At 43.8% G+C, this 19,651-nt stretch carries 24 protein-coding genes; 16 read left to right on the forward strand and 8 right to left on the reverse strand.

The window, feature by feature from the left end:
• Positions 1-209: 209 nt before the first annotated feature.
• Positions 210-377, reverse strand: coding sequence for a hypothetical protein (locus WG904_RS14345; protein WP_339580021.1), 168 nt, complete (start codon positions 375-377; stop codon positions 210-212).
• 18 nt (positions 378-395) lie between these two features.
• Between WG904_RS14345 and WG904_RS14350 the strand changes: the two genes are divergently transcribed.
• The gene (locus WG904_RS14350; protein ID WP_339580022.1) at positions 396-1,979 is read left to right on the forward strand and encodes an ABC-F family ATP-binding cassette domain-containing protein; all 1,584 of its coding nucleotides are present in this window, start codon (positions 396-398) and stop codon (positions 1,977-1,979) included.
• 16 nt (positions 1,980-1,995) lie between these two features.
• On the opposite strand, the gene WG904_RS14355 is transcribed toward WG904_RS14350, so the two are convergent.
• Together WG904_RS14355 and WG904_RS14360 are read right to left on the reverse strand one after the other, a co-directional pair.
• Positions 1,996-2,793, reverse strand: coding sequence for a helix-turn-helix domain-containing protein (locus WG904_RS14355; protein ID WP_339580023.1), 798 nt, complete (start codon positions 2,791-2,793; stop codon positions 1,996-1,998).
• A gap of 11 nt (positions 2,794-2,804) precedes the next feature.
• On the reverse strand, positions 2,805-3,758 hold the full coding sequence (locus WG904_RS14360; protein WP_339580024.1) for an SDR family NAD(P)-dependent oxidoreductase: 954 nt from the start codon (positions 3,756-3,758) through the stop codon (positions 2,805-2,807).
• 246 nt (positions 3,759-4,004) lie between these two features.
• Here WG904_RS14360 and WG904_RS14365 point away from each other — a divergent pair, with 246 nt between their 5' ends.
• Positions 4,005-4,328 carry a cupin domain-containing protein gene (locus WG904_RS14365; RefSeq protein ID WP_339580025.1) on the forward strand — a complete coding sequence of 108 codons (324 nt, stop codon included), beginning with the start codon at positions 4,005-4,007 and terminating at the stop codon, positions 4,326-4,328.
• 21 nt (positions 4,329-4,349) lie between these two features.
• On the opposite strand, the gene WG904_RS14370 is transcribed toward WG904_RS14365, so the two are convergent.
• Entirely contained in the window at positions 4,350-5,252 is a 903-nt protein-coding gene (locus tag WG904_RS14370; protein ID WP_339580026.1) for an EamA family transporter, read from the reverse strand.
• A 114-nt stretch (positions 5,253-5,366) separates the two neighbouring features.
• Between WG904_RS14370 and WG904_RS14375 the strand changes: the two genes are divergently transcribed.
• The 7 genes from WG904_RS14375 (at position 5,367) to WG904_RS14405 (ending at position 9,526) form a co-directional block, all read left to right on the forward strand.
• The gene (locus WG904_RS14375; RefSeq protein ID WP_339580027.1) at positions 5,367-5,969 is read left to right on the forward strand and encodes a CGNR zinc finger domain-containing protein; all 603 of its coding nucleotides are present in this window, start codon (positions 5,367-5,369) and stop codon (positions 5,967-5,969) included.
• A 188-nt stretch (positions 5,970-6,157) separates the two neighbouring features.
• Positions 6,158-6,304, forward strand: coding sequence for a hypothetical protein (locus tag WG904_RS14380; protein ID WP_339580028.1), 147 nt, complete (start codon positions 6,158-6,160; stop codon positions 6,302-6,304).
• Between the two features lie 12 nt (positions 6,305-6,316).
• Complete coding sequence (locus WG904_RS14385) at positions 6,317-7,018, forward strand: type 1 glutamine amidotransferase domain-containing protein (RefSeq protein WP_339580029.1); 702 nt, start codon at positions 6,317-6,319, stop codon at positions 7,016-7,018.
• A 43-nt stretch (positions 7,019-7,061) separates the two neighbouring features.
• Positions 7,062-7,265, forward strand: a complete 204-nt coding sequence (locus WG904_RS14390; RefSeq protein WP_339580030.1) for a DUF2188 domain-containing protein — start codon at positions 7,062-7,064, stop codon at positions 7,263-7,265.
• 21 nt (positions 7,266-7,286) lie between these two features.
• Complete coding sequence (locus WG904_RS14395) at positions 7,287-7,817, forward strand: cupin domain-containing protein (protein ID WP_339580031.1); 531 nt, start codon at positions 7,287-7,289, stop codon at positions 7,815-7,817.
• 207 nt (positions 7,818-8,024) lie between these two features.
• Positions 8,025-8,480 (forward strand): NUDIX hydrolase, encoded by a 456-nt coding sequence (locus WG904_RS14400; protein WP_339580032.1) that lies wholly within the window; start codon positions 8,025-8,027, stop codon positions 8,478-8,480.
• A 299-nt stretch (positions 8,481-8,779) separates the two neighbouring features.
• Positions 8,780-9,526 carry a hypothetical protein gene (locus WG904_RS14405; RefSeq protein ID WP_339580033.1) on the forward strand — a complete coding sequence of 249 codons (747 nt, stop codon included), beginning with the start codon at positions 8,780-8,782 and terminating at the stop codon, positions 9,524-9,526.
• Positions 9,527-9,595: 69 nt separating this feature from the next.
• Here the strand turns inward: WG904_RS14405 and WG904_RS14410 are convergent, their stop codons facing one another.
• Both WG904_RS14410 and WG904_RS14415 read right to left on the reverse strand, forming a co-directional pair.
• Positions 9,596-9,814, reverse strand: a complete 219-nt coding sequence (locus WG904_RS14410) for an SGNH/GDSL hydrolase family protein (RefSeq protein WP_339580034.1) — start codon at positions 9,812-9,814, stop codon at positions 9,596-9,598.
• Positions 9,815-9,846: 32 nt separating this feature from the next.
• The gene (locus WG904_RS14415) at positions 9,847-10,296 is read right to left on the reverse strand and encodes a tetratricopeptide repeat protein (RefSeq protein ID WP_339580035.1); all 450 of its coding nucleotides are present in this window, start codon (positions 10,294-10,296) and stop codon (positions 9,847-9,849) included.
• A gap of 206 nt (positions 10,297-10,502) precedes the next feature.
• On the opposite strand from WG904_RS14415, the gene WG904_RS14420 reads away from it, so the two are divergent.
• The 6 genes from WG904_RS14420 to WG904_RS14445 all read left to right on the forward strand — a co-directional run bounded on the left by WG904_RS14420 (position 10,503) and on the right by WG904_RS14445 (position 15,593).
• Positions 10,503-10,961 (forward strand): PA2169 family four-helix-bundle protein, encoded by a 459-nt coding sequence (locus tag WG904_RS14420; protein ID WP_339580036.1) that lies wholly within the window; start codon positions 10,503-10,505, stop codon positions 10,959-10,961.
• 75 nt (positions 10,962-11,036) lie between these two features.
• Positions 11,037-11,384 (forward strand): DUF3606 domain-containing protein, encoded by a 348-nt coding sequence (locus tag WG904_RS14425; protein WP_339580037.1) that lies wholly within the window; start codon positions 11,037-11,039, stop codon positions 11,382-11,384.
• 19 nt (positions 11,385-11,403) lie between these two features.
• Positions 11,404-12,180, forward strand: a complete 777-nt coding sequence (locus tag WG904_RS14430; RefSeq protein WP_339580038.1) for a DNA-formamidopyrimidine glycosylase family protein — start codon at positions 11,404-11,406, stop codon at positions 12,178-12,180.
• 72 nt (positions 12,181-12,252) lie between these two features.
• Positions 12,253-12,429, forward strand: coding sequence for a DUF3606 domain-containing protein (locus WG904_RS14435; protein ID WP_339580039.1), 177 nt, complete (start codon positions 12,253-12,255; stop codon positions 12,427-12,429).
• Positions 12,430-12,913: 484 nt separating this feature from the next.
• Positions 12,914-14,071 (forward strand): sialidase family protein, encoded by a 1,158-nt coding sequence (locus WG904_RS14440; RefSeq protein WP_339580040.1) that lies wholly within the window; start codon positions 12,914-12,916, stop codon positions 14,069-14,071.
• 127 nt (positions 14,072-14,198) lie between these two features.
• Complete coding sequence (locus WG904_RS14445) at positions 14,199-15,593, forward strand: sialate O-acetylesterase (RefSeq protein ID WP_339580041.1); 1,395 nt, start codon at positions 14,199-14,201, stop codon at positions 15,591-15,593.
• A gap of 95 nt (positions 15,594-15,688) precedes the next feature.
• On the opposite strand, the gene WG904_RS14450 is transcribed toward WG904_RS14445, so the two are convergent.
• A complete protein-coding gene (locus tag WG904_RS14450; RefSeq protein ID WP_339580042.1) occupies positions 15,689-16,600 on the reverse strand; it encodes an alpha/beta hydrolase in 912 nt (303 codons plus the stop codon).
• A 382-nt stretch (positions 16,601-16,982) separates the two neighbouring features.
• Between WG904_RS14450 and WG904_RS14455 the strand changes: the two genes are divergently transcribed.
• Positions 16,983-17,927, forward strand: coding sequence for a dihydrodipicolinate synthase family protein (locus WG904_RS14455; RefSeq protein ID WP_339580043.1), 945 nt, complete (start codon positions 16,983-16,985; stop codon positions 17,925-17,927).
• 57 nt (positions 17,928-17,984) lie between these two features.
• Here the strand turns inward: WG904_RS14455 and WG904_RS14460 are convergent, their stop codons facing one another.
• Complete coding sequence (locus WG904_RS14460) at positions 17,985-19,622, reverse strand: exo-alpha-sialidase (RefSeq protein WP_339580044.1); 1,638 nt, start codon at positions 19,620-19,622, stop codon at positions 17,985-17,987.
• Positions 19,623-19,651 lie beyond the last annotated feature (29 nt).

Consider the following 19,651-nt stretch of genomic DNA (forward strand, 5'->3'; position numbering starts at 1 on the left):
AGGGCAATGATGCCGCCCAAGACAAATACATTTGCAGTCGGTCTTTGCTTTGGGTGGCCCTAACACATGGTATAGATCCAAAGGGGCAGGTACGGGAGGGTACTTGCGATTTGCCTTATCCGATAAAGGATGTTCCGCCGTGAGCCTTTTTGGAAAGCAGGTTCCAAAACGGATGCAACAGTGCGGCCGAAAGTACCAGTGCCAAAATTCTAAAGCTCATTTTTTTCCCAAGGGTTTACCGAAGACAGTATTTTAACGCAGGTTTTGGAGTTTGTGGTATAATCTTTATCTTTGCCGCTCAACAAAAACGATACACATGTAGGATTTCCTTTCATATTCCATAAAGAACCCATGGCCATTCCGGCCGAATCATTCATCTTTAGCGAAAGGATTTCATGTTTACTTTACACCATATTTCATATTCACATCTGGACGGAGATGTGCTGTTCGACCAGCTCAACTTCACTGTGCAATCAAACCAAAAGAGCGCTCTTGTGGGAACTAACGGCAGCGGCAAATCTACGTTGATGAAAATCATTGCCGGCGAATTAAAACCTGCCTCTGGAACGCTCGCAGTGAGCGCAAAACCCTACCTTGTCCCCCAACATTTTGGGCAGTATAACCACCAGAGTATTGCACAGGCGCTCAGGTTGGAGGGCAAGCTCAGCGCATTATTTTCAATACTCGAAGGCCAGGCCAGCGAGGAAAACTTTACAGCCCTTGGGGACGACTGGTCTATCGAGGAGCGGTGCCAAGTGGCCCTCTCGGAATGGGGGCTGGAAGGAATTGATCTTGCCAGTCCGTTTTCCCAGCTGAGCGGCGGAGAGAAGACTAAGGTGTTTTTGGCGGGAATGGCTATCCACCTGCCCGGTCTTATCTTGCTCGATGAACCGACCAACCATTTGGATATCCAGGGGCGCAAGCAGTTGTATGCCATGATCGAAAATACAAGGTCGGCTTTGCTCGTCGCCAGCCATGACCGTAGCCTGTTGAACCTGCTCGATCAGACCCATGAGCTCAGCAGGAAAGGGGTCAGAACCTATGGCGGAAATTACGATTTTTATGTCACCCAGAAACAGATCGAGGAACAGGCCTTAACCGATAGCGTAGCACATTACGAGAACGCGCTACTCAAGGCAAGGTTGGAAGAGCGGGAGACCAGCAAGCGCCAGCAAAAACTCGATGCCAGGGGAAAGAAAAAGCAACAAAAGTCAGGGACGGCCAGGATCATGATGAACACCTTGCGCAATAAGGCCGAGAACAGCACCGCTAAATCCGGTAGCGTGCACACGGATAAGATCGCAGGTATCGTAGGGGAGCTACAGGCCCTGCGGTATGCACTGGCTGGAAACGTTGAACTTAGGTTCGGGTTTTCGCAAAATGTGCTCCATCATGGAAAGGTGCTTTTCAGGGTCGAGGGATTGGCACATAGTTTTAATGGCTTTCCCCTTTTCAAGGACAGGCTCGATCTGCAGCTGTTGAGCGGGGAGCGTATTGCGCTAAAAGGCGCCAACGGGTCGGGGAAAACCACGCTCCTGCGGATCGTTCTTGGAAGGCAGGCCGCTGATGCCGGAAAGATATACCGCAATTTTGCAAATTCAGTCTATATCGATCAAGAGTATTCACTGATCGATAACAGCATCACTGTTTTCCAGCAGCTGAGCAGCTTTCATTCCCTGCTGAGCGAGCATGAGCTCAAGAGCCGTCTCGACTGGTTCCTTTTTGGGAGGGACAGTTGGGACAGGCACTGCGGGATGTTGAGCGGAGGGGAAAAGATGAGGCTGATGCTCTGCTGCTTGAGCAATCAAAGGAACGCTCCAGAACTGATTGTACTTGATGAGCCGACCAATAACCTAGATCTACAGAGCCTAGCGGTACTTACCGTGGCAATAAGGGCATATACCGGGACACTGCTGGTCGTTTCCCACGATGAACTGTTTTTAAAAGACATCGGCTGTGAAAGGGAGATTGTGCTCTAACCCTGGCAGCCACCCATCAGACCCTTGACGGCGATACCCCATATCTTTTCTTGAAGGCGAAGGAAAAATGGGATAGATCCTCAAATCCCACTTCAAGATAGACCTCAGATGCCGACCGCCCCTTTTCGCTGATTTGGTAATGGGCTTCCTGTAACCTGCGCTGCTGGAGCCATCTACCGGGACTGCTTTGAAAGAACTTGTCAAAATCCCTTTTAAAGGTGGCCAGGCTCCGCCCTGTCAGATAGGCGAAACGTTCCATGGGCACATTGAAGTGGAAGTTCTTTTCCATAAATCCCTGCAAGTCGGTTTTGACCGGGTCGCTGAAATCGAACAGAATATCCTTTAGCCTGGGGTCGCTCTGCAGCAGGATCAAGATTCCCTCGCGGAGCTTAACTTCGATGAGCTTCGGGTCGATTTCAATGCCTTGTTGGCTATACGGGGCAAGCGAATCGATATAGCTTTTCAGTAGGGGCTTTGGGGCGAGCTTGATGAGGTTGCCCAGTGCGGAGGGCAGGGCTGCTGATAGGGTATGCTCAATGCTCAATGTGCGCAGGGTCTGCTGGTCAAGGTAAACCGAAAAAGAGCGGAACGCTCCGCCAGCTGGCGGCTCCTTTAAGAACTTCACCAGCTGGTTGCGCCTAATCAGCCTGAAATCCCCGGGGGTGAACACCTGTTTGCCAGCGCCGTCGATAAGGGTGAGCGAGCCGGAGACCTGGTAGCTGAACACGTGGTCGCTGACAAACTGCTCGCCCTCTCTGCTCTTTTCATAATAGCAGGAATGGGAGATCTTTGGTTTTTCGGACAGGGATGGCATATCAATTTGTGTTACTTTTTCAAATCTAGATATTTTTTGCCGTGTTCAGTCTCCAGAAAATTTTCCGCGTCATCGGCGTCAGTGGAGATGCTCAGGTGTTCCCAGTTTTCAAGTTCCTTGAGCTTGGCTGCCTCTGAGTATTTGACGATGGCAACAGATTCGCTTCCCAGTAGCAGGTGGAGCGGGGGCTGGGGGTGGTTGGTGATCGCGATCATTACCTGAGCCGCCTTGTCCGGATCGCCCATGGGTTTGATGTTTCCGCTCTGGAAGGCATTTACACGGGTATCGACCGTTGTCTCATACCCTTCAACGTGCGGGGCATAGCTCATCGACCCGCTCGCCCAGTCGGTTCTAAAACCGCCGGGTTCTACGCAGGTTACCTTGATCCCAAGTGGTGCGACTTCGATGGCAAGGCCTTCGCTGAAACCGCTGAGGCCAAATTTTGCAGCCTGGTAGATGCTCACGCCTCCACTTCCGACCCTGCCGCCGATCGAACTGACCTGCAGGATATGACCAGATTTCGCTGCTCGCATATGGGGAAGCACTGCCCGGGTAAGTGCGATGGGTGCATAGAGATTGGTCTGCAGCTGACTTTGCACCTGATGCTCGGTATAGCCTTCAATGGCTCCGGTAATGCCGAAGCCAGCATTGTTAACCAATATGTCTATCCTTCCAAAGTGCGAAATGGTCGTGCTTACCGCTGAGGAAATCTCTCCCGAATGGTCTACGTTAAGCCGAATGGGATAGAGTTGAGCTGGATATTTTTCTTTGAGGTCGTTGAGCGAAGTAATATCCCTTGCAGTTGCTGCGACCTTGTCGCCAGTTGCCAGAACTGCCTCTGTTAAGCTGCGCCCAAGTCCTCTCGAGCTGCCGGTAATGAACCATACTTTTTCCATGTTTTTGTATTTTAATAATACACAAAGATAAGGCAGGCGATTGGTGTTAAGCTTTGTTTTGAAGCTCAATCTGCTTTGCTAGAAAGCTCATTCTAACCTATGAATTTGGTTCAGGGGCAACTTGAAATGGAATGTTGGCCGGGTGTTTTGCCTTTTGGCTATTTTGATGGGTTGTGGGATTTGGTAAAACCTTCTGAGGTATGCTAGTGTTTGTAAGAAAAAGCTATTTTATGTGTATCATTTTAGATTTTCCATCGATCGAGGAATATCTTGTCTATGGACTGACGCCGCTGCAAAACTGCAATATATAATCGTATGGAAGTATTTGATACAATAGATTTTTCTTTAGGCGCCGATGGCTATCGCAATGTGATGGCTTCCGAAGTCAACGACCATGTGGTAAGAGTGTCTGTGATGACCGAAGCGTACTTTTGGCATTATCATCCAGGTTCCGATGAAACGTTCATTTGCCTGGAGGGCGTACTGCTGATCGATATGCCCAACAAGATGGTTCGCCTTCAGCCAGGCCAGCTCTTTACCGTTCTGGCTGGACAACATCATTGTACTAGGCCCGAAGGGGGCAGGTCAGTGAACATCACCATTGAACGAAGGGACATTCAGACTGTTAAGATTTTCTGATCCCATCTTATCGATTTCAGGTCATTTTGCCTTGAACTTTGCTCGGTTGGAGAGATAGGCGGCAATGAGGATGACCGCTATACCAATGCCTTGGATGGTTGATACGTGTTCGCCCGCAATGAGCACCCCCAGCAACACCGCAATGATCGGATTGACATAAGCATAGGTCCCAACTACAGCCGGAGGCCTGACCGAGAGCAGATAGTACGAGGCCGTGAATGCAATCACCGAGCCGGCTATGGCTAGATAGACTACCGATCCCCAGGCGCGCAGGGAGAATGAGAAAATGTCTACTGAGGTCAGCGGTTCGGTAGAGGCACTAACCACTAGACACGCTATGGCGCCTCCAACTAGCTGCCAGCTCACTTCCGGCATCAGTGGTCCGCAGGTGTGATTTTTATAGTAGATCGACCCCCATGCCCAGCAGAGGCACGATCCGATCACTGCCAAAGAAGCGATCAGGGTCATTTTTTCGCCTTCGCTGTTAGAACCGAGCTGTTCGCTGAAGAGTAAAGCCACTCCTGCTAGACCTAACACGATGCCCAGCAGGGTGACCTTGCTATGAAAATAATTTTTCCAATTGGTGCGGTCCACGATGATGTAGCAAATGGGCAGCGTAGAGACAAGCACCGCTGTTAGCCCCGAAGAAAGGTGCAGCTCGGCCCAGAACAGAATGCCCTGGCCAAGACTGAGCATAAATCCCCCGAGCAGCATGTTCCTTAGGATGGGAACTTTTGTTAGTTCCTTTTTTAAGATCACAGAAATGGCGGTCAGCACAGTGGCCGCGATGGAATACCTGAGCGAGGCCATCAGGAAGGGTGGGATTTCCGAAATACCGAACTTGATGGCAAGGTAAGTGGTTCCCCAGATCACGTAGACCGCGGCGAAGCCCAAGATTACCTTGGATTGTGGTGCTTTTTTCATTATACTAGCTAAAGTTGTTTTGGTAGTAATTAATTCAATAACGCTACCAGTTAAATATTGTTTGGTGGTAAATGAATATATTTGTTCATGCAACAAACTAGGACGATCGCAACGTTGACCATCGAAAGCAGCCTGCTCTGCCATAACTTTATCAATACGGTGTACGCATGGCGGGGAAAGAACTTGAACGAATACCTGAAATCCTATGACGACTTGATACAGTGGTGCGAGAGATTGAAGGTCTTAAGTTCGGAAATGTGCTCAGCGCTCGGCCGATATGCCGAAGAACATCCTGACACTGCCGAAGCGGCCCTGAAAAATATCAAAAAAGTACGCGAGATGCTTTATCATCTTGTTTCTGCGATTGCGGCCCACAATGATGTGGAGATCGCTCGCTTACTGTCCAAGGGAAAGCCACTGCTAGTTCGGGCGGCGTCGAAGTTTTCTATCGTGTATGACGAAGGAGAATTTCGCGAAGTGTTGGTAAAAGATCCATCGGACCTTCAGGCGCCACTCTGGCCGGTACTCCAATCCCTCAAGGCTATGCTGTTGGACGTGGATGCTAGGCGCATCAAGGAATGCCCGGCCTGCGGTTGGGTTTTTCTGGACCAGACCAAGAACAGGGGCCGCAAGTGGTGCAGTGCAGTGGAATGCGGTACCAAGGACAAGATGGCCCGTTACCTGCTGAAGAAAAAAGCGGCAAGCGAAAATGGCTGAATGAAAACTGTCTCGTCGTAGAATTACTTGTTGTCAAAGGTCATCTAAGGAGTAATTTCCAACCTGGCGAGGATTAGACGCCCGGATATGCAGGTGGATGAATTACCGATGATCATCTCGGAATGCTTTAAATTTAAATGAACTTTATTACGGTAGTGTTGTTTATGATATCAACAAATATATGAGCAATGACAGATCCTAAAGAGAAACCTCAACAGCAGCAGGACGAAGAAAAAAAGATTAAAGAACCGACACGGGGAGATGGGACCAACTGGGAAGAAAACCATCGTATCGATGAGGAAGGCAATGAACTAGATCCAGAAGACATTAAATAAATTTATCTACCTATGAAAAAAATATTGATGATTCTTACCTCGCACAGTGCGATGGAGGATACCGACAGCAAGACGGGCGTCTGGCTGGGGGAATTTACGGATCCCTATTATGAATTTATCGACACAGGCTACCAGGTAACACTAGCAAGCCCTATGGGAGGGAGGCCGCCAATAGATCCGATGAGCGAACTGACCGAGAACATTACGGGCTCGAACCGCCGTTTTAAGGATGACCAAGCGGCGCAACATGCCTTTAACCATACGCAAAGCTTAAACGATGTGAATGCCGGGGAATTTGATGCCTTGTTTTATCCTGGCGGCCATGGTCCGATCTGGGATTTGGCCAGGAGCAAAGTTAGCGGGCAGCTAATCTTGGATTTCTTGGATAAGGGAAAACCTGTAGGCGCAGTTTGCCATGGCCCAGCGGCGCTGATTGCAGCAGCTGAACTTCGTACGGGATTTTTGCGAGGTAAAGTGGTGTCGGCCTTTAGCAATGCTGAGGAGGTATTGACCGGCCGTAGCGGTAACGTGCCCTATCAGTTACAAAGCAAACTGGAAGAACTGGGTGCTGAAGTAAAAACTGCCTTAATCCCTTTCGCCTCCCATGTGGAAAGGGACAGTATCTTGGTGACGGGCCAAAATCCCCTGTCGGCTGGGCCGACTGCGAAAGCGCTGATCGAGGTGCTCGAATCGCTGACGGAACCGCAAGTGTAAGCCGTAATTTAACTGAGTTTGTTCAATAAAAAAAGGAGGGACCATGCCATGGTACAACGGAGACTACCCACCATCTTATAAAAACCAGCCCAAATACCTTCGGGAAAAGGCAACCGAGATTGCCAATGAAATTCTAAAGGAGGGTGGCGATGAAGGGATTGCTATTGCCACTGGATTGAAAAAGGCAAGGGAATATTTTGAAAACCACCCGGAGGAAAAGAAGGGCGTAAAAGGAAAAAAGGAATAGTAATAATTATTAAGGAACAAAATGGAAGGTACGTTTGAAATTGTTAACCTTTTCGATGATGGAACTATTCCCAATAGCAAGTACCCTGTGATTATTTACCATACGGTCTTTGCGACGGAAGGTGATTTTGCCGCTAATTTCCTGGAGAAAAGGTTCGCGCAAAACGGCTGGAGCAATTCTTTTCGCTGGAGGGTATATGATTATCACCATTACCATACCAATACACATGAAGTCTTAGGCGTGTACGCGGGTAATGCTCTCCTACAGCTTGGCGGTCCTGAAGGAGAAAAGATGCAGGTAAGGCCCGGGGACGTGATCATGATTCCAGCGGGAACGGGACACATTTCATTAAGCCATAGTGATGATTTTGCAGTTGTAGGTGCGTATCCTAGAGGGATAGAACCAGATCTGATCAAACTGGGGGACCAGCGGCCCGATGGGGTACGTGATAAAGTAGACAAGGTTCCGGTTCCCCAGAAAGACCCTTTATTTGGCCAAGAGCCCCAAGGCATGGTAAGCATCTGGACCGGATATAGGGAAGATAAGAAGTAAATTTGTAACCTTGCTTGATGAAGAAATTAGTACAAAATCCTCGGCTACGCTGTTTTATTTTGTGATTTCGATCACACTCACCTAATTCTGTTTCTGTAATTTCGAAAGTTTGACGACAGGTGCGCCACAGTAAAACATATAAGGGTATCCCGAGTAAACTATTCTGGGGTTGTGCTGTTTGATCATTAAGATAAATGTAAACATCAGATGCTGGAAAGTTCGGGCGTGTTAGCCTACCGATTTGTTTCGGGAAATTTGGAAGTTTTTCTGCTCCATCCGGGCGGACCGTTCTTTTTGCGCAAGGACCGGGGTTATTGGACCATTCCCAAAGGGCTGGTAGATGATGGTGAAGACCTACTTAATGCTGCGCGTCGTGAGTTTTTGGAGGAGACGGGGCTGGAGGTTTCGGGCGATTTCATTTCCCTTGGCTTTATTGTACAAAAGGGCGGAAAGCGGGTGCACGGTTTTGCGGTGGAATTTGATCTAGACTCTGACTTGGTAAAGAGCAATACCTTTGAGATCGAGTGGCCCAGAGGTTCTGGCAGGATAGCTAGTTTTCCCGAAGCGGACCGGGGCGAATGGTTCGATCTTGAAATGGCAAAGAGCAAGATCAATTCCCGCCAAGCAGAGCTGATCGATCGGCTGATGGCAAAATTGAAGTAGGGTCTTCGATCATAACATTAGATAGGATACTTCCATTAGTTGCCACTGGCAGGGATTTTTTATCATTGATGCCCCTGTTCGCTGAACTTAAAGTAATCTCCCTTGATCTGGTCTGAGGGTGTTGAAATCAGCCTGAAATTGAGCTGGGTTGCTTTCGGTTCCGACAAAATTGGCAACAATAGTTATATCTGACTTTATTTGGAAGGGTTCTCGAGGGTATTGCTGATTTCTTTAGCGGCGAAGTGTATAATAGGAACCACCCAGTTGTTCATGATTGCGTTTTTTTGTTTCTTCGCTGTATGATAAAAGAATTTATTGAATCCCGTATGGAGGCATGCGGGATGACGACCGTTGAACTTGCTAAAAAGTCTGGTCTTAGAGCTGAGGATCTCGGCCAACTTTTGGCCGAGCTAAATGCGCCCTTTAAGATTGAGCAGATGCTAAAAGTCTTCGGAGCGGAAATTTCAGTTTCGATTGCAGGCAGGGCTTGGAAAGCTGATAGTGCGCGGGAGCTGTCGGTCAATGAAAACCTGTTACGACTCTTCACTGCACAGCGCCCACAGGTGTCCCTAAGTCCAATTTGGTTTTTCCTCCAGTACTTTGATGGCTCGAATACCAAACTGACAAAGGATCTTTTGGTAAAGTGTATCGAATACCATGAGCCAAGGATTACCGTAACTGGTGTTGATATCGGGGAAGAAAACGACGGCTGGACAATAACTGTGCATTATTTCGACCACAGTGGCCGTACAAGATCTAATGCTGTCTTCCCGTTCATCCCAGTCTTGGAAATGTCGAACCTTCCAGAGGTGCAACGGCGCAGCGCAATGGATATATTTATCGCTGAGAGCGAATTTGATTCTGCGTTAATTGCTATCGATTCAGCTCGTAGATTGCTAGAATTCACCTCTAGTAGCACAGATGCGATTAACCTGGCAATCCAGAATCTTGAGCTCATCGACGTATCGATCTTGGATAATAGTTCATGGCAACTTTGTTTGGATACGCTTGCCAAGCTCAGGTTGCTAAAGGAGCAAAAACTCTGATAATCGCATTGGCCATTTCCACATTGGTTCCAAACAACTATCCAATCAGGTATTCCCCTTTTGGACTGCTCAGATCAGGGGCCTGAGCAAAGGCCAAATGCTGTCAGCAATGATTCTGTAGCCGGCTGTATTGGGATGCACAAGGTCTGGGAGATTAAGCTTGCGGTTACCGATCACGCCCTCCAGCAGGAAAGGAAGGAACAGGAGATCATATTTTTTCGCCAAACTTTTATAGATGTTCTGGTATGCCGATATGTGCTGGTGGGCGATCCATGCGGGAAGCTCCATCCCCAATAGGATGATGTTTGTGAGGTGGTCGTTCAGACGGATCTTACTTTGGTCTTTGCTTTGCCCGCCTTTTTCTTTTTTGCACGTATCCGGTATTCGACCAGATATAACCTGGCCTGCCATTTACTCAGGGTCTGGTCTTGGCGCTGGGGAAGTCCCTTTTCGTCAAGCATGCCAAGAGCCTTAGCCAGTTCACGACTTCCCTCAACTTTTTCCCTATTTTTTTCGATCCAATCTACTTGGGAATCTTCGATGGCTTTTTGGTAGTTCGCTATCGCTGTCTTAATGATCTTTGCTTCCTGTGCCTGTGATTTAATCCTGCGGTAAGCAATCATTAGGCGGTTCCAGCCCTGTGGGTTTGCAGGATCGGCCGCGACTGCTTTCTCATAAAGTGCAATGGCGCCCTTGTAATCGTGCTGCTTTTCGAGCAGTAATGCTGCTTTAAGCTTAGCGGTGGCCTGTGCAGATTTTCGTTTAGACATACGGTATTTAACAATCTGGATTAATGAAAGGTTTTGGGTAATGCTTTATAAGCTTTCAGGTATGGTCGCCAGGTTCAGCCGTTTTTTGTATAGCGATTTTTTCTACCTCCACAACCTATCGGAATAAGGTCGTTGTATCATATTCCGCTAATTGGCAAACCTTTGGTTTGTTTTGGGGTTTTGCCGTAGAGAAAAACATAAAAAAAATGGAAAATAATCAAGAAATAGTTTCAGACCTTAAAGGTCTGATCTCCATCATCAATGATGGAAAAGAAGGGTATCTGTCGGCTGCGGACTCGACGGACAATGTGGAGCTCAAGGCGGTATTCTTGAAGTATGTAGCTGAGCGTAAGCTTTATGAGACAGAACTGAAGGCGCACCTGGCCAAGCATGGCACCATCTCAGAAAACGATGAGGGTGGTATCCTTGGGGCGATACATCGCACTTGGATCGATATCAAGGAAGCGCTGACCGATAAAAGCGAGACCGCTCTGCTTGGTGCCGTGGTGACTGGCGAAAAGGCCGCACTGGAAAAATATGATATGGCGATCAAGGACAATGAGCTGCACGCTGATCATTTGAATATTCTGACCTCCCAGCGTAACGGGATTGCCGAAGCGCTGAAGGAAATTGAAATTTTGGAGCAAAAATACAAAGACGTATAGTCCTTTTAATTTTTTGCTTCGCCGAGAAACATTGAGCACTATCTTGCTTTAATATATCGGAGAGCGTTAATTTAGATGAGCGGGATTATCTTCGGATATTTTCCGCTTTCTTTTTTTGCCCTTGGCAGAACATTTTTTTTCCTTGGCTGTTTTGCTTTTATGGAAGAGAATAAGGATAATTTTGGATTTTCGGAACATATACCAGATTCCCAGCAGATTAAGCAGCGGTTTCCGATTAACGACGATTCTGATACGCTCGAACCTTTTGATGATGCCTCAGAAGACAGGGTGATCAATGCCGACGATCCCTTCGACTTAACCCATTGGGCAAACGAGTTCCAGGTGAGCGAGGACGACCTGAAGGCGGCCATAGTGCTGAACGGTACCTCCGTCCGTTCGATCAAGAAATACCTTTCTGTTTAATTTTAAATTTAATAATGTTATGGCTGAACTACCAGATCTTACTGTATTTGCAGGCACACTTTCTAGAAGGTTTTCTGGAAAAACGCTAAAAGAAGTTGACGTCAACGTAGCCAAGAAATTCAAACCGTCTTCAAAAGAAGTAAAAGCTGCGATCGAGGGAAAGAAACTGGTCTGTGCGGAACGGTCGGGAAAGACTCTGCAGCTTCATTTTTCAGGAAACCATGTTTTGAGCCTTCATCTAATGCTTAGAGGTGAACTTGATGCGTTGGAAAAGGGAGGAGAACTGCCCAGGCATACCGTGTTTGCTTTCCATTTTACCGGAGGTGTGGGATTTGCTGTCGTTGATATCTTAAAGCAAGCAACGCCAACCCTTGATCCGCCAGCCGTGAAGGCGCCAGATGCACTGGATATTTCAGAGAAAGACTTTGCGCTGCTGTTATCCAAGCGGAAAAAGAGGGTCAAGGAGGTACTGATGGACCAAAAGGCATTACGTGGCATAGGTAATTCCTATGCCGATGAGATCTTGTGGGATGCAAGGGTTTCGCCCATGTCTGTTGCTTCTGCCATCCCGCCAGCCGCAGTGAAAAAACTCTATGGTTCGATGGTTTCGGTTCTGAACGAAGCGATTTCGGCAATCGAGAAAGAAAATGGCGATGAGTTGCGAGGAGAATTGCGAGACTTTATGAAGGTGCACGGGGCGAAGATCAAAAAATCTCCGACGGGCGCCGAGGTGAAATCCGAAAAGATCGGCGGACGTACTGCCTATTACACTGGTGAACAGAAATTATATATTTAGCAAAACAATAGCGTTTTTGTCTTGTTAAAGGAACGAAAAACAATATTTACATCTACCTATAAAAAACATATCATGGCAAAGTCAGGACCAAAGGACAGAAAAAAGGTAAATTCATCGCAAGACTATGAATTGTCTCATGTAGCAACGAAGATGAAAGTTAGTATCCAGCAGGTGGTTGGGGCAAAGCGGGCAACTGGATCGAACGACCGTGCAGTTATCGAGAGTTATATTGCAGGCAAAAGGAAATAGTTTTTTAAAAATCCTGAAGGCATTCCTTTGCCATGTTATAGCAGCATAAAGTCGGGAGAAAAAGCAATTTGGTTACTTCAAAAATCTGATCTCCTGTTCTTGCCATCTTAAACAAGTAGCTTAAAAAATTAAGTATAACTATCTGATTTATTAATTCTATGTATAATTTTGTTTGCCCTTAGTTTGGGGGTTTTTTATTCGGACTGACTCATTGAGTTATCTTACTTTTATGTATCATATAGCGCTTTTCGGATACATTCAAAAAAATATGCTTGATTTTTTGCAAAAAAAAGTATGAAACCGCCATGATTTTCAAAATCACACAGTGGAATGATAAGTTCATGGCAGCTTCATCGCAAATGAAACATAATTTAAACAGCTGAAAATTAGGATTAGTTAAGAATATTTTTTTTATTTGCTATATATGACCTACATAATTACTTATTTTCTATGTAGGTTGGCTAAATATCAAATCTTTTGATGCATGAAAACGGCGGATTCAAGAAGGACTCTCTCTAGTATAACAAAGTTTAACGTTTTATCGCTGGTAGTAATTCTTCTGTTCTTAACATCGTTTAAGTTGGACATTGCTGATAAAAAACCGTTCTTACAGAAAACAACCTTATGGAAAGAGAAAGAAGACGGGATGTTTGCTCACTTTGTATACGGACTTACGGTAACTACCAAAGGAGCTATTCTTGCCTTTGCTGAAGCACGAATAAACACAGGTAGTGATGATGGTGCACACCACATTGTCATGAAAAGAAGTATTGACCAAGGAAGGAGCTTTTCAAAATCTATAGTGGTCGTAAAAAGTAATGATGGGAATTCGTGGGCAAATCCGACAGTATTACAAGATCAAAAAACCAATGAAATATTTCTTTTTTATGCTTTAAATCACCAAAACCAAAGTACTGTAGTTTTTTACAAAACTAGTAAAGATGATGGATTAAGTTGGTCGGCTGCGAGATCGGTTTCTTCTTTATTCTACGGAAACAAAAATGGCTGGACATTCCATTTGCCTGGACCAGGACATGGCATTCAACTAAAAAATAATAGGTTGATCATCCCTGTTTGGCATAGGAAATCGATAACTTTTCCTCCAAAACAACGCAATTATGGAGTTAACTGTATCTATAGCGATGATCATGGGCAAACATGGAAGGTTGGCGCTGATACGCCAATCGGCGAATTGAATGAGTCGCAACTTGTAGAACAACAAAATGGAGATTTGATGTTAATTGGTAGAGCCTTAACTCCAAGTGAAGGTTCTTATCAAGCAAAGGTTTATAGCAAAGACTCAGGAGAAACTTGGAGCCAAGATTTGAAATATGATGCTGCATTAACAGGAAGAGTGTGCGACATAGGTTTAACTAACTATTCATCAAAGATTTATTTAATCTCTCAACCAACAAATCCTAACTACAGAAAGGATTTGACCATTAGAATGAGTAATGACGAAGGAAAAACATGGCCAATAAGTCGGTTGCTGGAACAGGGTGAAGCTACTTATTCTGATCTGACCGTGCTTCCAGATAAAACCATAGTTTGTTTATATGGCCACGGAGGGGATGGGCATATGCCTCAACTGGTATCATTAGCGAGGTTTAATTTAAAATGGTTGTTGCAAAGTTCGAAATAAGCTCAAAGTACAAAAGGCCACACACTTAAAGCAGTACCCAAATAGAATACCATTATTAAAAATCTACAAAAATTGAAGGTAAAAACAGCGTAACTTATCATTATCAATCACATAAAAGAAGAATTCAATGAAAAAAACATTCGCATTCGTATTACTGTTGCTTAGCGGCATACAGGTGTTAAAGGCAAATGTTGTACTCCCTGCCATATTCGGTAATGGAATGGTACTACAGCAAAAGGAAAAAGTTAAAGTCTGGGGAAAGGCCACCCCCAATTCGATGGTCAGTATAATCACCTCATGGGATAAGGTAAGTTATCACACTAGAGCTGATGCCACTGGAAACTGGAACACAAAAATACAAACACCAAAAGCTGGAGGACCTTATGAAATATCTTTAAATGATGGAGCAAAATTAGTCGTCAAAGACATTTTGATAGGAGAGGTTTGGCTTTGTTCTGGGCAATCTAATATGGAAATGCCCATTAAAGGATATGGGAATCAACCCGTATTAAACTCGAATGATATCTTAATGGATGCTGATGAACCGGGAGTAAGATTGTTCAGAATTGAAAAGAATACGAGCAGAACCCCTTTAACAGAATTAGCTGTGAAGTGGCAACATGCTAATGCTGCAAGTGTGAAAGAATTCAGTGCGATCGGTTATCAATTTGCTCGGCTATTGCAGCAAAAACTAAATGTACCTGTTGGCATTATCCAATCGGCCTATGGGGGAACAGACATTGAAGCCTGGATGACGAAAAAAAGCCTAGATGGATTCTCAGATTTTAAAAACCCTCCTGATACAGCAAAAATTATAAAAAATGATCCTGCGGTGTTGTTCAACGCCATGATTAATCCTATCATAGGTTTTCAACTTAAAGGTGTATTGTGGTATCAAGGCGAAAATAATCGATTTAATCCCTTAACCTACGATAGGAAAATGGCTGCAATGGTAGCCGAATGGCGCAAACTATGGAACATTGGAGATTGGCCATTTTACTATGTTCAAATTGCACCAAACATTTATAAAGACGTTAAAGAGAACATCCCACTTTTATACGAAGCACAAGCAAAGGCATCAAAGCTTATTCCTAACTCGGGGATGGTAGTAAGTGTTGATGCGGGCAGCAACACCACGATCCACCCGCCAAATAAAACCATTATTAGCAAAAGATTGCTGTATTGGGCATTAGCAAAGCAATATGCAAAGGAGGGGATTGCCTATAGGGGTCCAATTTACAAAACACTCAAAATCACTGGCGATAAGGCAGTGGTTAGTTTTGATTACGTGGCTTTGGGACTGACCAGCTATGATCAAAAGATTATCTCGTTTGAAATTGCTGGAGAAGACAAGGTTTTTTATCCAGCTGATGCCGTTGTGGTGGGTCGGACCATTGCGGTAACAAGCACAAAGGTTAAAGAGCCATTAGCTGTAAGGTATGCTTTCAAAGACAGTAGCGCAGGTAATCTTTATAATGTTGAGGGGTTGCCCCTAGCACCTTTTAGAACTGACACCTGGTAGTTTTCAATTAAAAACAATTAATTAACTAAAGCAGTATTGGGAGTCGATATTGGCAGCTCACACCTTATAGAACTTATAGAACGCATGCTGAAATTTTATAACCATTTGTTAGTTAACATCCAGTTATAGCAGCTTTCTATCCACTTATCTTTTGTGGTGTTGTTATTTAATCCATATCCGTGGCCACCTGCTTGGTAAATGTGCAATTCTGCTTTTACCCCATTTTTTTGAAGTGCCTGATAGTATTCGATGCTGTTAGCAACTGGAACGACCTTATCGTTACTACTGTGCACTAAAAAAGCGGGAGGGCAGTTTGCTTTTATCTGAAGTTCTGCTGAATAAGCTTTGATTTTTTCTGTTGAAGGATATTCGCCAATTAGTTTGGTTCTAGAGCCCACATGCGCTAAACTGTCGGTGAAACTGATCACTGGGTAAACCAGAATTGAAAAATCTGGACGCAGATTAGTGTTTAACTTGTTTTCAATCAACTTGCGATCGAACATAACAGAGGTGGTAGCTGCTAAATGTCCACCTGCAGAGAATCCCATAATTCCAACTCTATTGGTGTCTAGCTTCCATTTTTTTGCATTTTCCCTAATCAGTTTAAGACCCTGTTGTGCATCCTGCAATGGTCCTATTTCTGTATTAATCATTGTTTTTGTGTCTGGTAATCTGTATTTCAATACAAATGCGGCAATGCCTTTTTTATTTAGTTCTAAAGCAATGTCTCGTCCTTCAAGATTAACTACAAGGTAACTGTAGCCTCCGCCTGGGCAAATTAACACTGCAGTTCCATTTGCAATTTTAGGATCAGGTAAGTAAACACTAAGTGTTGGAATGGTTACCCCGCTAATCCTTACTTTTTTTACGGTATCCAACTTTTCTTTTACATCATTTTTAATGGAATTGGGAATTTTCTGATATAGGTTCAGGATAGTTTGAGCACAGACTGAGCCAGATGTAAAGCACATTAATAGGGCCAAAGTTGTAAATCTTAGATTTCTCATAGTTCTTTTTTTACTAAAGTAATTAATTTGTAATTATGTCCAACATATAAATGAATTATTCTAAACTGTTTTTGCAAATAATTTTGCGCTAAATTAGATTTTAAAATTATTAAAAAAAATGATTAAAATGTTTTTATGTACCACATAAAAGTTATATGTTTGAATAACGAATTTTACAATTTATTAGGAGAGGCTTAAATTTTTCTACATTTTTTTAATACCCGGTCTCGTTAATATTTTGGGCAAGTGATTATAAATCAATGTGTAAGAATGCTTTTTATTGCTCAATAACGAATAATCACTATTGGGCTTAACTACTTAAGCAATAATTTAGTAAGAGAGAGAACTTTTTTAACAATCAGAAATTATAAAAAGATAAAACATGAAAATTACAGGTGTAGTAGCTGCAACATTCGCTGCATATCAAAGAGACGGATCAATAAATCTTTCCATTATTCCATCGTTGGTAGAAAAATTAATTTCAGACGGAATTTCTGGAATCTATATATGTGGTACAAATGGGGAGGGTCCGAATATGACAGTTGAGGAGCGAATGGCTGTTGCTGAAGCCTATGTTAAAGCAGCAAATAAACGAATTCTAATACTTGTGCATGTAGGGCATACCTCAATAGCTGAATGCAAAAAATTGGCAATTCACGCAGAAGAAATTGGTGCAGATGCATTTTCTTCTGTAGCTGCGTTTTATTTTAAGCCATCTTCGGTTTCAAACTTGGTACACTGCATGGCAGAAATTGCTTCTGCTGCACCAAGCCTGCCATTTTACTATTACCATATGCCTACATTAACAGGTGTTGGTATGGATATGGTTGATTTTTTGAGATTAGGTGAAGAACTTATTCCTAATCTTGCTGGAATTAAATATACAGCATCTTCGCTTCATGAACTTCAGGCTTGCCTTAATTTTAATGAAGGGAAATTTGAAGTATTGTCTGGGTTTGATGAGCTTTTATTAAGTGCCCTTGCTATCGGAGCCGTGGGAGCGATTGGGAGCACCTATACATTTGCAGCTCCAGTTTACTTAGAAATTATCAGGTTATTTAAAGCAAATGAACTTACTAAAGCCCGTGAATTACAGCTTAAGGCCGTTGATTTTATCAGATGTTTTGCCAAATATCCATCAATTGCAGCACAACGAGCAATTATGAAAATGCTTGGATTTGATCTGGGTGATGCACGTTTACCATTGGTTCCGCTATCTGAACACGATTACCACTCACTTCAACATGAATTAGAGTCAATCGGGTTTTTTAATTTACTTGGCATTGCAAATTCATCCTTTGCAGAGCTTGAAAAAAGAGAAGCTTAATGCCTAACCCGTCTTAAAATAAATAAAAGGGCAAGATCGACACCTAAATCTTGCCCTTTACTTTAACAATTCTTCTATTTTTACGGATTGGAACACCAAATTTGCTTGGCTACTTTCGTAGATTACCCCGATAGTATTTTTGTCTATGTTAGTTAGGCAAGAATATCCTCGTCCCTTCCATTCATCTAATACTAATTTCTTTTGCCAGGTGTTGCCATCATCATGGCTAATTTTCAATGTTATTTTATTTCTAGCAGTTTTTGAATCTGGGTTGCAAAAGATGAGCATAGATTTTGTAATGCCATTTTTTGTATAATCATAACGAATAATGCTAGCCATGCAACCAGGCTCTGGTAACGCACCGTGAGAAGTAGGATGAGTTGTCCAAGTTTTGCCCAAATTATTTGTGGTAGCGATAACCCTCCCATTTGTTGCTGAGGTATCACCATTATTTTTTCCAGTTCTCATGTTAAGCATGATGCGCCCATCAGAAAGCTCAACCGCCATATTTTCGGTAGTAGATTCTGAGGCAGCTGGTTTGCTGGTTTCCCATGTTTTGCCATTGTCTTTACTGTAGGTAATGTTAGAAAAAGCACCTTTTGCTGTTCTGCCCTGCGTAGGGAAAACCAATGTGCCGTCTTTTAGGGTTATGCCTGCTCCAGGTGCCGGTGCAAATAGCCACCATTCTTCTTTTTTGCACATCTTGGTAATATTAACTGGCTTACTCCATGTTTTTCCGTTATCAATACTTTTAGTAATTAAAAATTGAGCGGTTTGTTTAGGGTCAAACCCAGGCTGCGAACCTTTGGCTTTCCACTGGTGATTCCAATCTTCGCTTTGTTCATTCAACCCTTCAATCCATTTTCCATTTTCATCTAATACTCCATGCATCCATAGGCCTGCCACATAAATGGTTCCAGTTCGTCTGTCTACCAAAATACAAGGATCTGATACTCCATTAAATTTTTGTGGTAATCCGCCCCATTCGCCCATATCCAGTATAACTTGCATGGGTAACCAGGTTTTTCCTTTGTCTGTACTTCTCGATAAACCAATATCGATATCTCCTTGCAAATCGCGAGCACTATTTCGTCTGGCATCGTAAATGGCAAGCAGACTTCCGTCTTTCGCCGTAGCAATGCCAGGAATTCGATGGGTGTTAACGTTTTCTTGTAAATGCTGGCGTAACGCAACGGCTACGGCTTGATTAATTCGAGTGGTTGATTGATCAACCTTTACGGTTTTTGCGTTTAGGGTAATGGAGTTGACTGTAATGTTTAACTTATGATTAAGATTAGCGTTAGGTTTTAATGCCAGCGTAAGCCAAAAATAATTCTTGCCAGATTTGAGTTTATAATTTGTTTTGAGTTGTAATTCTCCTGATTTTATTTCTTTCGCCGTAGCTATACCCGTGGCTTTTTGCAATTTGGCATCGGTAAGCTGTGTAGAATCTGTTCCTGTACTGAATATGTTTAAGTGCGAAATGTCTTCTCCATTCGATGGAATACCAATCGACAATTTATCTAATAGTTCTTCGTCAGTACCTATTATGGTAAGCTTTAAAACCGGATTATGTTCTTTACCTATCAATAAAGGAAGTTGATATTTTTGCTGTGTAATTTTTCGCTGCGCAAAAGAGGGAGCTACGAGAAGCTGTAAAAAAATAGTAACGAAGATTAATTTTATTTTGTCCATAATTAAATATTCAAATTTGCAATATAATT

The sequence above is a fragment of the Pedobacter anseongensis genome (assembly GCF_037482965.1).
Lineage (GTDB): Bacteria > Bacteroidota > Bacteroidia > Sphingobacteriales > Sphingobacteriaceae > Pedobacter > Pedobacter anseongensis.